At 46.7% G+C, this 14,080-nt stretch carries 12 protein-coding genes; 9 read left to right on the top strand and 3 right to left on the bottom strand.

The genetic code is table 11. From position 1 onward, the window contains the following. Window positions 1–26 precede the first annotated feature (26 nt). The 7 genes from dprA (at window position 27) to DP_RS04085 (ending at window position 7,314) form a co-directional block, all read left to right on the top strand. Entirely contained in the window at window positions 27–1,064 is a 1,038-nt protein-coding gene (gene dprA / locus DP_RS04055) for a DNA-processing protein DprA (protein WP_162096625.1), read from the top strand. 69 nt (window positions 1,065–1,133) lie between these two features. Next, entirely contained in the window at window positions 1,134–1,820 is a 687-nt protein-coding gene (gene rpe / locus DP_RS04060) for a ribulose-phosphate 3-epimerase (RefSeq protein ID WP_011188040.1), read from the top strand. 16 nt (window positions 1,821–1,836) lie between these two features. Beyond that, the gene (locus DP_RS04065; protein ID WP_041277607.1) at window positions 1,837–3,441 is read left to right on the top strand and encodes a glucose-6-phosphate isomerase; all 1,605 of its coding nucleotides are present in this window, start codon (window positions 1,837–1,839) and stop codon (window positions 3,439–3,441) included. A gap of 254 nt (window positions 3,442–3,695) precedes the next feature. Beyond that, window positions 3,696–4,976: a dissimilatory-type sulfite reductase subunit alpha gene (gene dsrA / locus DP_RS04070; RefSeq protein ID WP_011188042.1), complete on the top strand. Its 1,281-nt coding sequence runs from the start codon at window positions 3,696–3,698 to the stop codon at window positions 4,974–4,976. A 47-nt stretch (window positions 4,977–5,023) separates the two neighbouring features. Beyond that, on the top strand, window positions 5,024–6,163 hold the full coding sequence (gene dsrB / locus DP_RS04075) for a dissimilatory-type sulfite reductase subunit beta (RefSeq protein ID WP_011188043.1): 1,140 nt from the start codon (window positions 5,024–5,026) through the stop codon (window positions 6,161–6,163). Between the two features lie 84 nt (window positions 6,164–6,247). Then, window positions 6,248–6,478, top strand: coding sequence for a dissimilatory sulfite reductase D family protein (locus DP_RS04080; RefSeq protein WP_011188044.1), 231 nt, complete (start codon window positions 6,248–6,250; stop codon window positions 6,476–6,478). Between the two features lie 83 nt (window positions 6,479–6,561). Continuing rightward, the gene (locus DP_RS04085) at window positions 6,562–7,314 is read left to right on the top strand and encodes a biotin--[acetyl-CoA-carboxylase] ligase (RefSeq protein ID WP_011188045.1); all 753 of its coding nucleotides are present in this window, start codon (window positions 6,562–6,564) and stop codon (window positions 7,312–7,314) included. Between the two features lie 123 nt (window positions 7,315–7,437). Here the strand turns inward: DP_RS04085 and metK are convergent, their stop codons facing one another. Next, a complete protein-coding gene (gene metK, locus DP_RS04090) occupies window positions 7,438–8,601 on the bottom strand; it encodes a methionine adenosyltransferase (RefSeq protein ID WP_011188046.1) in 1,164 nt (387 codons plus the stop codon). Between the two features lie 241 nt (window positions 8,602–8,842). Between metK and DP_RS04095 the strand changes: the two genes are divergently transcribed. Next, window positions 8,843–9,814, top strand: coding sequence for a KpsF/GutQ family sugar-phosphate isomerase (locus DP_RS04095; RefSeq protein ID WP_041277608.1), 972 nt, complete (start codon window positions 8,843–8,845; stop codon window positions 9,812–9,814). 25 nt (window positions 9,815–9,839) lie between these two features. On the opposite strand, the gene DP_RS04100 is transcribed toward DP_RS04095, so the two are convergent. Then, complete coding sequence (locus DP_RS04100; RefSeq protein ID WP_011188048.1) at window positions 9,840–12,176, bottom strand: ubiquitin-conjugating enzyme E2; 2,337 nt, start codon at window positions 12,174–12,176, stop codon at window positions 9,840–9,842. Between the two features lie 155 nt (window positions 12,177–12,331). Between DP_RS04100 and DP_RS04105 the strand changes: the two genes are divergently transcribed. Further along, window positions 12,332–13,417, top strand: coding sequence for a DUF4388 domain-containing protein (locus tag DP_RS04105; protein WP_162096626.1), 1,086 nt, complete (start codon window positions 12,332–12,334; stop codon window positions 13,415–13,417). A 25-nt stretch (window positions 13,418–13,442) separates the two neighbouring features. Here DP_RS04105 and DP_RS04110 read toward each other — a convergent pair whose 3' ends face one another. Continuing rightward, window positions 13,443–14,066, bottom strand: coding sequence for an HAD family hydrolase (locus tag DP_RS04110; RefSeq protein WP_011188050.1), 624 nt, complete (start codon window positions 14,064–14,066; stop codon window positions 13,443–13,445). Window positions 14,067–14,080: the final 14 nt, after the last annotated feature.

The following is a 14,080-nucleotide window of genomic DNA, read 5'->3' on the forward strand; positions in this document are numbered from 1 at the left end:
CCCTCTGCTCTGCTTCGGGGCTGGGAGTGCGCGGTTTTTGGCGACTTATTGAGTTTTATCATCATCCAAGCAGGGTGTTGGACGCATCTCTTGCTCAAATTCGATCTGTTGCAGGTCTTAGAGAGGGGCAGCTAGCAGGTTTTGCCGATCCCCAGTCTCTTCGTCTTTCTGCGGCAGAAGAGCTTGGCAGATTAGATGCTCTTGGCCTGTTGGCCATTTCGTTTTCATCTCCTCTCTATCCTGAGAACCTTAAACAAATTTTTGATCCTCCTCCTGTTCTCTATGCATCCGGTGATCTCTCCCTCTTGAATACTCATGCCCTTGCCATTGTCGGGGCTCGGGCATCGACCTCGTATGGCAGACGAGTTGCCCATAATCTTTCCTCGGCGGTCTCTCTTGCCGGCCTGACGGTTGTTTCTGGCCTTGCCCTTGGCGTTGATACGGCGGCCCATGAGGGGGCTTTGGCTGTTTCCGGTAAGACTATTGCTGTACTTGGCTGTGGCCTTGATATTGTCTATCCCTATCAGAATAAAAAACTCTATAAAATCATTGCTGGGGAAGGTCTTGTTATTACTGAATATCCTCTGGGGACCCGACCCGATGGCTTTCGTTTTCCGGCCCGGAATAGGATTATTGCCGGTATGAGCGATGGTGTTTTGGTGGTGGAGGCAGCAAGGAAATCAGGCTCTCTTATTACTGCCCAGCTTGCCCTTGATTTTAATAGAGAGGTGTTTGCCGTACCGGGTCAGATCGACTCGGTTAAAAGCGCCGGGACTCACATCCTCCTGCAGCAGGGGGCAAAGCTTGTTCATGATGTCACTGATATTTTAGAAGAATTTCCATTTCCTCTCCGTGTCGGGCAGGGTGGGCAGAAGGGTGAGGCGAGCCTGCCGTCGGAGGCGGGCCAGCAGATTTTGGATCTCTTGGATGTCTATCCTTCTTCCCAAGAAGAGCTTATGGTAGAGTCGAAACTTTCAGCAAAAAAAGTGGCAGAGGAGTTATTGTTGCTTGAACTTGAAGACTTGATTGAGATTTTGCCGGGAAATATGGTACGTAGAGTATGAAGATAAAAGATCATAACATTTTGAAAAATAAGGGCATTTTTGTTTTATGCCGGATAGAGGGAACAGGATATGCAAAGTATAAAAATAGCACCATCGATTCTTTCTGCTGATTTCACTCGTTTGGGCGAGGAGATAGAGGCCGTCGATAGGGCTGGTGCAGAAGTTATTCATATAGATGTCATGGATGGACATTTCGTGCCTAATATTACCATAGGCCCTCTGGTGGTTGAGGCGGCGCGGCGGGTTACCGATAAGGTTCTTGATGTGCATCTGATGATCAGTGATGCGGATAGGTATGTTGATAGTTTTGTTAAGGCCGGTGCTGACTGGGTGACGGTGCATGTAGAGACCTGTACCCATCTGCATAGAACGGTCAGTCGGATTAAGGAGTTGGGGGCAAAGGCAGGAGCTGTGCTGAACCCTGCAACCTCACTTGCCTCCCTTGACTTTATCCTGGAGGATCTCGATCTTGTCATGCTGATGAGTGTTAATCCCGGGTTTGGCGGTCAGTCTTTTATCCCCTCTACCCTGGAGAAGAGCTGGCAGCTTCATCAACGTATTCAGAGCCTTGGCTTGGAAATTGGCATTGAGATAGATGGTGGTATCAATGCCGCAACCATTGCCGATGCCACCGAAGCCGGGGCAAACATCTTTGTCGCAGGATCAGCCGTTTATGGGAGCTCTGATTACTCAGAGACTATTGCCGAATTGAAGAAATTGGCAGCAGTTGGCCTTACCAAGCGAAGGGAAAAATAGTTTTTGGGGAGAGCGGATGTTTGCAAGTTATAAAAGTATACAGGAGACCTGTGCATTTGAAAAATTATCAGAGCTTGCTCAAAGCCCCTATGATCTAACTCAGCCGGGGGCCCTGCAGGCAGATAATCGTCTGCAGCGATATCAGGTTGCAGGTCAGGCCTTTAAACTCTTCTATGCAACGGAGCAGGTGGATGACAGGGTGCTTGCCGGCCTGCAGGCGGTGGCCGATGAGTGCCAGCTTGTCTCTCAGTACAGGGCAATGCGAACCGGCGCCGTCATGAACAAAATAGATGGATTTGTTAGTGAGAATCGCCGGGTGCTACACACTGCTACCCGTGATCTCTTTTCGGGGGAGCCAGCGGAAGCATCAATGAACTCAAGGGCCAAAAGGGAATTGGAAAAACTCTCTCACTTTCTTGATGCCCTTGATGCCGGTGAGATTGTTAACGAGGCGGGAGAGGCCTTTACTACCATTGTTCAGGTGGGTATAGGTGGCTCTGATTTGGGTCCCCGGGCCGTATATGAGGCCCTGAAATCCTATACTATTGTCGGCAGAAGGGCAGCCTTTATCTCTAATGTTGATCCCGACGATGTCTCCATGGCCCTGGCCGATCTTGACCTTGGCAAAACCATTTTTAATATTGTCTCCAAGAGTGGTTCAACCCTTGAGACGGTGACCAACGAGGCCTTTGTTCGTCGAGCTCTCTTGGAAAATGGTTATGATTCGGCTCGACACTGTATTTCTATCACCGGTGAGGGGTCGCCCATGGATGATCCTGATTCTTATCTGGCCTCCTTTTATCTCTATGATTGTATCGGCGGTCGCTACAGTACCACCTCCATGGTGGGTTGTGTCCTGCTTGGCTTTACCCTCGGTTTTGAGCAGGTAATGGCCTTTTTGCGTGGGGCCGCTAATATGGATAACTCTGCCGATGAGGTTGATATTCTAAAAAATATTCCTCTTCTTATGGCCCTTATAGGGATTTGGAACCGAAATTTCCTCGATCTTTCCAGTTTGGCGATTATTCCCTATTCTCAGGCACTGTATCGTTTTCCTGCTCATTTACAGCAGTGCGATATGGAGAGTAATGGTAAGTCCGTTGACCGGCAGGGGCGGGCTGTGCAGGGGAAGACGGGGCCGATTATTTGGGGAGAGACGGGGAGCAACAGCCAACATGCTTTTTTTCAGCATATCTATCAGGGAACCTCGCCGGTACCCATTGAGTTTATTGGATTTTCTGAGTCGCAACGTGGTAAGGATATAGAGGTGCAGGGCTGCACCTCACAGCAAAAGCTTCTAGCCAATCTCTTTGCCCAGATGGTGGCCCTTGCCTGCGGTAAAAAAGATCAGAATCTCAATAAGTTTTTTGCGGGAAACAGACCAAGTTGTCTGCTCTTTGCAAAAAAGCTCACCCCCTATGTTATGGGAAGCCTGCTTGCCTGCTATGAGGCAAAAATTGTCTTTCAGGGCTTTGCCTGGAATATAAACTCCTTTGATCAGGAGGGTGTGCAGTTGGGTAAGGAGCTTGCCAAGAGATTTTTACGTGAAATCGGGGGTGAAGAAGAGGGTTTTCACGGGATAGAATCTGCTTTTCTTAATGAAGTTCAAAGGGGCGTATAAGTTAGGTTGGCTCGGTGCTTTCTCTAGGTTTTTTGTTGACAAAAAAGAGTGACGCAATTATTCTGCCGCTTTGATTGGCATGATTGCGATTTAAATATGTCTTTTTGTCTTTTAGTGGTATAGAAAGGTTTGTTTTTTGAATATTCGCTTATTCCTTGCATCAAAACGATTGATTTGGTGAGGGATTAGAGCTATAAGAACGTATCATATTTGGTGAAGGTAGTAGTCTAAACAGTAATTCAAAGGAGGAAATCATGGCAAAACATGAGACGCCCTTGTTGGATCAGTTGGAGAGTGGCCCGTGGCCGAGCTTTGTAACTGACATTAAACGCCAAGCTGAGAAGAAGCCCGAGTGTTGGGATATCCTCGGTATCTTGGAACTGTCTTTCAAAGAGAGAATCACTCACTGGAAGCACGGCGGAATCGTTGGTGTTTTTGGATACGGTGGTGGTATCGTTGGTCGTTATGCGGATGTACCTGAGCGTTTTCCAGGTGTTGAGCACTTTCACACTATTCGTGTTGCTCAGCCATCTTCTAAATATTACACTTCAAAGAATCTTCGTCAGTTGATGAACCTTTGGGAGAAGCATGGTTCTGGTATGACCAACTTCCATGGCTCTACTGGTGATGTTATTCTTCTTGGAACTCGAACAGAGAATCTTGAGCCTTTTTTCTGGGACCTTACCCACGAAATGGGACAGGATCTTGGTGGTTCTGGTTCTAACCTTCGTACTCCTGCATGTTGTCTCGGAACTTCTCGTTGCGAGTGGGCATGTTACGATACTCAGGAAGCTTGTCATAGTTTGACCATGCATTATCAGGATGAGATTCATCGTCCTGCTTTTCCATATAAGTTCAAATTCAAGTTCTCCGGTTGTCCAAACGATTGCGTTGCCGCTATCGCTCGTTCAGATGTGGCCGTTATCGGCACCTGGAAAGATGATATTCGTATCGACCAGGCTGCCGTTAAAGGATATATGGCAAATGAATTCCCAGCAAACGGTGGTGCTTTCATCGGTCGCGAATGGGATGCATTTGATATCCAAAAAGAAGTTATCGACCTCTGCCCAACCAACTGTATGTGGATGGAAGATGGCGAATTGAAGATTGATGACGCCGAGTGTACCCGTTGTATGCATTGCATCAACGTTATGCCTCGTGCTCTTCGTCCAGGTGCTCAAGGTGGTGCGTCTATCTGTGTTGGTGCTAAGGCTCCAATTCTTGATGGTGCCCAGTTTGCTACCTTGATTCTTCCTTTTATTCCAGTAACCAAAGATAACGATTTCGAAGAGCTCATCGAGTTCATCGAGTCTATCTGGGACTGGTGGATGGAAATTGGAAAGAACCGTGAGCGTGTTGGCGAAACCATGCAACGCGTTGGTCTTCCAACCTTCTTGAGAGCTGTTGGTGTTGAAGCACTTCCACAGCATGTGAAATACCCTCGAGAAAATCCATACGTTTTCTGGAATGAAGAAGAGGTTGAAGGTGGTTTTGAGCGTGACGTACAAGAGTTCCGTGCTCGCCACGCAGCTTAATACGACTTTTTAATCTGTCTAACATAAAATATAAAAGGAGATTTATCATGGGTTATAATCCTGATAAGCCAATGGACGGCCGACTCTCTGACCTTGGTCCACCACATTATGAACAATTTTTCCCTCAAGTAATTCGGGAAAATAAGGGCAAATGGCTCTGGCACGAGATTCTTCAGGCTGGCGTTTTGATGCACAAATCTGAAACTGGCGCTGAGGTTTATACCGTGCGTGTAGGTTCTGCTCGTCTTATTTCTATCGAGCACGTTCGTGAGCTTTGTGACATCGCTGATGCCCATTGTGACGGACACCTTCGTTTCACCACTCGTAACAACGTTGAGTTCATGGTAGACGCCAAAGAGAAGGTTCAACCTCTTCTTGACGATCTTGCAAGCCGTGGCAACAAGTTCCCTGTTGGTGGTACCGGTGCTGGTGTAACTAACATTGTTCACACCCAGGGTTGGGCTCACTGTCATACTCCTGCTACCGATGCCTCTGGTGTTGTTAAAGCAGTTATGGATGAGCTTTTTGAGTATTTCACATCTCAAGTTCTTCCTGCACAGTGTCGTATCGCGCTTGCATGTTGTTTGAACATGTGTGGTGCTGTTCACGCGTCTGACATCGCTATTCTCGGTGTTCACCGTAAGCCACCTATGATCGATCACACCCGTATTTCTGGTGTATGTGAGCTTCCGCTTGCTATTTCATCTTGTCCTCTTGGTGCTGTTAAGCCTGCGAAAGCAGTGGTTAATGGAAAAGAGATCAAGACCGTAAAAGTTAACGTAGAGCGCTGTATGTTCTGTGGTAACTGTTACACCATGTGTCCTGCTATGCCACTGGCTGATCCAGATGGTGATGGTATTGCAATCTTGGTTGGTGGAAAGGTATCTAACTCACGTCAGGCACCTAAGTTCTCCAAGCTTGTTATTCCTTTCTTGCCAAACAACACTCCTCGTTGGCCAGAAGTTGTTAATGCTATCAAGGGTATTCTTGAAGCATATGCAGCTGGTGCAAACAAATACGAGCGTCTTGGCGAGTGGGCCGAAAGAATTGGTTGGGAAAAATTCTTCGAAGTTTGTGAAATTCCATTCACAGACAAGAGCATCGACGATTATCGTCTTGCTTATGACTCATGGCGTACAACTACTCAGTTCAAGTACACCAGCCATACTGCCAGTTATACCAAGTAGTCTGAATTAATATGATTGATAGTTCCCCGATGGGCATTTTGCCCGTTGGGGTTTTACTTTTTCAATCGCTAAAGGAGGGTTATCATGCCCATGGATGTCGACGAACTCAAAAACGTGATCGTAGAGAAGGCTCAGAAGTCTCCAAAGCCACAGCTTTACATCAAAGATTTCTACAAATGTGACCCTGAGACCAAGCCACGTGTTATGAAGAATATTTGTAACGAATTAGTTCGTGAGCAACGTCTTATGTTCTGGTCTTCTGGATCAACCACCATGTACGGTGTACCAGAGAGAATTAAGAACGAAGAAGGCTGATAGACTCTTTTTGAGTTTGTTATGATTCAGGAAGGGCCCATGGAGAGTTATCTCTATGGGCCCTTTTTTTATGGAAGGGAAAAATGTCTCAGATTATTAGAATAGCAGAAACTGCTTCGACCAATATTCTTGCCAAGGAGTATGCCCGGGCCGGGGCAGACCATGGCTCTGCCATTATTGCTGAAAACCAAACGGCAGGGCGGGGGCGTTTAGGTAAGCAGTGGCAGTCTATTAGGGGAACAGGACTCTACTGTTCCATTATTATCCGACCACAACAGCTACCGCGTACAGAGTACCATAAACTTACCCTGGTAACAGGGCTTGCTGTGGCCCTCTCTCTGGAGTTTCTCACGGCAAAATCCTTCCAGCTGAAGTGGCCCAATGATGTCTACTATAAAGGGGTGGGGAAGTGTGCAGGAATACTCTGTGAATCTGTCCTTGGAACTAATCCTCGCTCAGATTATCTGATTGCGGGTATTGGCATTAATGTGAATACCCGGCAAGAGGAGTTTGATGCTGAAGTTGCAGGTCGGGCAGGATCCTTATTTTCGATCACAGGAGAGGAACTCTGCATAGACCATGTTTTCAACTCTGTTTATGAGCAGATTTTGGCCCAGGTCGACGAGTTTTTTAGCGGAAATTTTTCCTCTATTCTATCGCAATGGCGACAGAGGGATATGCTGGCGGGGAGAAAATCCTGCTGGCTGACCATGGCGGGAGAAAGCGTTGAGGGCATTGCAGAGGGGGTAAGTAGTAGTGGCCAACTTTATATAAGAGATGCGAGTGGAGAGCGACATGAGGTGCTCTCTGGTGATGTACAGCTTGTCAGAGCGTAATAGCTGTCCATCGAAATTGTATAGGGTTATGTCACTGTGTTCAACTCTTGCCGTGAGGGAGAGCACTAGCTCAATGCCTTGAGCCAGTGCCCTTATAGCGGTCAGATTTCTAGGCTTGTCCTCCTAGAGTCCTGCAGCACTCTTTAACTCCTCTATCTTATCTGTACGTTCCCAAGGGAACTCTACATCACTACGTCCAAAGTGGCCGTAGGCTGCTGTCTGGCGATAAATTGGGCGGAGTAGGTCAAGTTGCTGAACGATGGCCTTGGGACGAAGATCGAAGTTTCCTAGAATAAGCTCTTTAATTGCCGCATCAGAGATTCTTCCTGTGCCAAAGCTATTGACGTTGATGGAAACAGGCTGGGCTATACCAATGGCGTAGGCAACCTGTATCTGAAGTTCGCTGGCAATACCAGCTGCCACCAGGTTTTTGGCGACATAGCGACCATAGTATGCAGATGATCTATCAACCTTGGATGGATCCTTTCCTGAGAAGGCACCACCACCGTGCAGGGCCTTGCCTCCGTAGGTATCGACGATAATCTTACGACCGGTAAGGCCGCAGTCACCAACCGGGCCTCCAATAACAAAACGGCCCGTGGGGTTAATGAAGAACTTGGTGTTGGCGTCAATCATATCAGCGGGCAGGGTCGGCTTGATAATCTCCTCCATTACCGCCTCTTTCAGATCGTTGTAACTGATAGATTCATCGTGCTGGGTAGAGAGGACAACAGCGTCAATTCTTTTGGGTATCTTGTTCTCATACTCAATGGTTACCTGGCTCTTGGCATCGGGTCTGAGCCAGGGGAGAATGCTGCTTTTGCGTACCTGAGCCTGTCTACGGGTAAGTCTGTGGGCCAGGGTAATGGGCATGGGCATGAGGACATCGGTTTCATTGCTGGCATAACCAAACATCAAGCCCTGATCGCCTGCTCCCTGATCAAGGTCAATACCTGCACCCTCATTAACGCCTTGGGCGATATCGGGTGACTGCTTGTCAATAGTGGTCATGACAGCGCATGATTGCCAGTCGAAGCCCATCTCCGATGAGTTGTAGCCAATCTCTTTAATAGTGTTGCGTACTACCTCGGGCATATCAACCCAGGCTGAGGTGGTAATTTCACCGGCGATAAGTGCCATACCGGTGGTAACGAGGGTCTCGCAGGCAACTCGTGCCTGTGGATCTTGCTCTAAAATAGCATCAAGAATAGCATCGGAAATTTGATCGGCCACCTTGTCAGGATGGCCTTCTGATACAGATTCTGATGTAAACAGGTAATTTGACATAAAAAGTCTCCTTTTGTTACATATGTAAAGCATCTATTGCTTCTTGAAATAGTCGTACAGAAAATACCCACTATACATAATGGCGCAAGGTTTTTAGGATAATAAAAGGAGAAAAACGCAAAAACGATAATTAATGCGATATAAGATCCTCTGTGGTATCAATAAAGAGAGGTGTCCTGTTATGAAGAGATGGAGTGTGGATATCTATAGTGATTGAAATGATTTTTTCTTGGTGAAACATATGTCTATAGAAGCAGCGAAAAAGGTATTGGAAATAGAGGAACAGGGGCTTGCTGCCGTTCGTGAAAATATTGGTGAAGAGTTTCTTGCCGCCGTTGAGGCTATTGTTAACTGCCCCACTCGGCTGGTAATCACGGGGATTGGTAAATCAGGTATTGTCGGTCAGAAAATATCGGCGACCCTTAACAGTATAGGTACAAGTTCTTTTTTTCTTCATCCCGTTGAGGCCCTGCATGGCGACCTGGGGATGGTGATGGCAACGGATGTCGTTTTGGCAATCTCCTATTCAGGTGAAACGGCTGAGCTTAATGGTCTACTCAGAAGTTTAAAGGCTCGTGGCAACACTATTATTGGTATGACGGGAGGGGCAAAATCCACCTTGGCCATGGCATCGGATATTTTTCTTAATATACGAATTCCTGCCGAGGCCTGTCCACTTGGGCTTGCCCCCACCACATCGACCACCGCAACCATGGCCTTAGGAGATGCCCTAGGCGTTGTTTTGCTTAATCGTAAGCAGTTTAAGGCTGAGGATTTTAGATTCAATCACCCCGGTGGTTCCCTGGGCGAGCGTCTTAAGGTGAAGGTTGCTGAGGTGATGATTACCGGTAGTGATATGCCCATGGTGGCGCCTGACCAAGATGCCATTGCTGCCCTAGCGGAGCTGAACAGTAAAAATGTTGGAGCTGTTCTGGTGGTAGCTGATACAGGAATGCTCGCAGGAATTATTACCGATGGCGATGTTCGCCGTTATGTCCTCGATGCAGAGGCCCTGGAGGGGCTGTGTGCCGCGGATCTGATGACTAAGCATCCACTTACCATTGGTGACGGGGTGCTTGCTGCTGATGCTCTGAGCATAATGCAACAGCATGAAGTGACTGTTCTTCCCGTGGTTAGCGAGGAGATGCGGTTAGTTGGTCTTCTCAATCTGCATAAGCTACTTGGCAAGGGTGAGTTCCGCTTTTTGATTTAAGGGTAGGTCAGAGTATCCAGAGGTTCTAGTCGGCCTCTGGGCGAGGAGCAAATTGCCACTGATCTGTGGCTTTGTTGTATGCATAGTACATGACAAGGGTTAGTGGGCGATTCTGTGAAGTATCTGTTGCCTCCATTCTGTAAATGAGTTTTCCTGCTTCATCCTTAATAAATAGGATCTTGGGGGCCAGTAGCGTCTCTGGGGTAGCTGCGGGGTAATTTTCCAGGAAAATATCTATTTGCTGCCTCTGCAGAGCCACTCTTTTTTCTTCCACAAATTGTTCATTCTTTAGCATCTTCAGGTCTGAACTCATCTCCTCTTGTATTTGAATAAAGGCGGTCTCCTCGGCAAAGGCGCTTTGCTTGATAGTCTTGGCAATGTGTTGGTATGTTTTTATTGCCTGGGCAAAGAGTTTAGCCTCTTTGTAGTTTTCACCGACCTGTTGATTTTGGATGATCTCTGTTTGCAGTATAATTCTTTTCAGTTTTTTGCTGCTCATGGCACTGTCTTCTTCTGGATCCGAGAGACCTTTGCCTTCAAGATTGGTTATAGCCCTCTTGTAGGCGGCAATGGCCTGCTCCCACTCTCCATTGGTAAAGGCTTCATTTCCCTGAGCAATCATTATGTAGAGTGCTATTTTACTGATTTTGTTTTCTGTTTCTGCTGCGGAGTTCTGCTTGGCCAGGGGATTGTCTTTTATTTTTTCCAAGGCATCGCGGTAGATCGGGAGGGCCTGGGCCCAGCTTGCAGTTTTGTAGAGTTTCTCCCCCTTCTCCGTGAGTTGCTGAAAGGCGCATTCTTTGAGGCTAAACCTTATATCCTGCAAGGCGTGCTCAATTGCTGATCCAACTAATGTCTGGGCTTTCTTCTGGGCAGTTTGCAGCAGGGGTTCAGCCGATTTACAGCCATTTCTCTTATATTCAGTCAGGGCCCTCTCATGGGCCTGGTAAAAGCTTATCTCTGCTTTTGTCTGAAGCAGAATTTTTTTTTCTTTATCCGTTTTGGCAATTGATCTTGCTTGGCGTAATCCTGCATTTGTTTTGGGCCAATCCCTGTTTGTTATGGCCGTTTGTACCTGAGCTATGACGGTACTAAAGGTAATAATTTTTTCCTGAGATTTTTTGTCTTGCCCTTTTTTATTAGAGAGATTAGCAGTTAGTCCTTGCCTGATCTGGGCAGAGAGGAGTATCTCTTTGCTCTTGGCCTCTATGCTAGAGAGCTTTTTACCGTAGAAAAGGGAAGAGGCTGAACTTTTTACCTGGGCACTTTCACAGAGAGCCTGTGCTGTTCTAAACTCTTTTCGTTCAAGGGCCGTTATGCACTGTTGATAGAGTCCTGTTGCCGATGTGGCTCTCCCCGTATCCTTAAAAAATTGTAAGGCGATGATTGCTGAGATAATCGCGAAGAGGATAAGGGTGGGCAGAGGCGATATTCTGCCAAGGATATTTTGTTTTTTACTCTCTTTTGTTGGCAGGGGATTCTTCGCCTTTTTTCCTTCAAGAATAATTGCCTGTTCGAGACGCTTAATATTATCCTTAACATCGTAAAGATCAGAGACTTCTTCAAGGGCTTGGCGATACTTATCCAAGGCGCTCTGCGTTTCGCCATTTTCTTCATGGAGGCGGGCCTCTTTCTGCTTTTTCTGGGCGACGAGAAGAGCCTTGTCAGCTCTCTGTTGAAATGAACGACGTTCATTAAAGGTTGATTCGGTGGGAATTGCCTGTAGTTCTCTGTTGAGTTGGTTGAATCGTTTTTGGGCCAGGTATTCTTGGAGGAGAGAGAGATTATATCCCCTCTCTTTATCTGGAGTTGTGGCCTGCCCCTCGTCTGTGGGGCTTGATTCCAGAGAGATGGCGTCAAAGTTTATTGAAAAGTCGTCCTCTCTTACCTCTGGAAGGCTCGGGGCTATGGCTGTTTGCGCTAGCTCTGCCAGGGGAAAGTTGTCGGCGTGAGCAGCATACCATTGAGCCGCTCTTTCATTGAAGGCATTTTCTTTTGAGTAGACCTCACCTGTTATCATCCGAGATATAAATTCAACCAGTTCGGCACATGTTGTTTTGTCGGTCCAAAAATTGCCAAGACAAATTGCCCCAGGATCAAAATCTGGGTGGAAGGTTGGGGTCAGTGGTTTGCAGTTGGGTGGGAAAAGTGGGAAACCAAAGGGGATTGAGAGTAATATGGCATGATGTTGCGATAGGCTGATTTTCTCTTTATCCTCAATGAGTCCTGTCAGTTGATAGCTGACCTCTGCCTCCTTGCCGTTTGTAGGGCTGTGAGGGGTAACCGTGATAAATTGATGATCTGTAAAATAGGCGATCAGCTCTTTAATTGTCTCATCCTCTTGTGGCCTTGCAACTGACATAATTACCCGATAATGTAAAATTTTTACGTGTTTAGCATAGCTATATTGGTTGCTATAATAAATACTATCAGTAAATGCAATTTTACTATTGTTCTATTTTAATAGAGGTGCTGAGGCAGGGTCTCTCTCTCTTCTACCTCGTCCCAGTGAGAATTATGCTTAAAAAACCACTTTTCTTTCGAATAATTGAGCAAAAAAATTGTCCCATCTATGCAAAAGGGGAGCAATTTTTCTTATCAGAAAAGAGTTTTTCTTCTCCTGCCGGGAAAGATGCATGTTTAATTTTAGTTCGAAATCTGATAGAGCTCTTGTTTCAGCTCAGGGGGCAGTCTCGTTCTGAAACAGAGGGTCTTGTCTTTAATTGTAGCGGTTGTGTTGGCTTAATAAAATATAAAATTATTGAGTGCAGGGAAAAAAGAGACGTAGATCTTGTTCCGCTAGGTGTGAGTCTGGAACGGATCATTGAAGGTGCCTATGGGTTTGATATAAATAGTCCCTTTCTCCGTGCCCTCTCTGTAGATGGCCTTGATGGCATTTTAGAGAAGTTTAAATTTGTTGAGCTTTGTTCTGGAGCGGTGCTTATGCAAAAGGGAAAGCGCAACTCCTCTCTCTATCTCCTGCTTGAGGGAGAGCTTCTTGTGGAAGATGGAGGTTTTATCCTGGGACGATTTTCCGCAGGAGATATTTGTGGTGAGATGAGTTATTTGGGAGCAGACCTTGCCGTCTCAACTATACGGTCTAGTCGGGCAAGTAGATTACTTGCCATAGGCAGTAGCGATTTTGCCGAGTTGGTTTTTGCTAAGCCTGCAGTGCAGTTATTTATGGCAAAACTTATGGCCCAGAGATTAGCCCGCAGTAATGCGGAGCGATCCCGTGATTTGCAGTCCTGCATGTCCGGGCGTCTTGATACGATTGCTGCCGCGGAACTATTGCAAATTTTCCATATGAATCAAAAAACGGGCATGCTCTTTCTGGCCCTGCGCGGAGGGCAGGCAAGTGTTTTTTTTCTTGAGGGGAGTGTAGTGCGCGCCCTCTATAAGGGCTTGGTTGGAAAAGAGGCCTTCTTTGCAATTTTAGTTGAAAAAAAAGGACGTTATCGATTCACCACAGGGCTTAGTCAGGAGGATATGAAATCACCGGTAATCGGTGATTTCATGTCGATTTTGCTGGAGGGCATTCAACAGGTCGATGAGGCAGAACCTCAGGGGTCTTGCAGTCGGGACTTAGCTGCGATTTTTTGAAAAGCCCTGTTCATCAGGCCGCTCTCTACTCTTTGAATGGGGCCAATTCTAAGATATCCAAGAAGTTATCCACGTGAAAATTCGCATTGAGATCCTTGTTTCTAAAGGCAATAAGAGGAACTCCGGCACTGGCAGCCTGTTGCTCATCCATAGTTGTATCTCCAATATGAATAGCCTCCTCAGGCTTACACCCAAAATGTTCTAATATTTCCAACATGCCATCGGCAGCAGGTTTGGGCCGTTTTGAGTTAACAGCTGTCATGACCTTGCCAAAATATTTTTTCAGCCCGTAGCTCTCTAACAGGGTCTCCATTGTTTCACTTCTATTGGTCGATATGGCTAGGTGAAAACGGTCTTTGATTGTCTCCAGGAAAACCGGTAGGTCTTTTTCCATGTTCATATGACGGAGGAAGGAGCTGTAGTCGGTGTTTGCCCGTAGTCCTTCTATCTCTTGCATTGACTGCTCTGGATAGTTGCGAAAGATGTGTTTGAGGGCGTTTGTCACATTTGCGGCATGGACATAGTTAAGCTCGTCCTCATCCATGGGGGGGTGGCCAAGTTGGTCGAGGAGATAATTATAGTAGCTTTTGTTGAGATTTTTGGAGTCGAACATCACTCCGTCGCAGTCAAAGATAACAAGCTTGAGCATGGGCTATCACCGGG

The organism is Desulfotalea psychrophila LSv54 (genome assembly GCF_000025945.1).
Taxonomy (GTDB): Bacteria; Desulfobacterota; Desulfobulbia; order Desulfobulbales; family Desulfocapsaceae; genus Desulfotalea; species Desulfotalea psychrophila.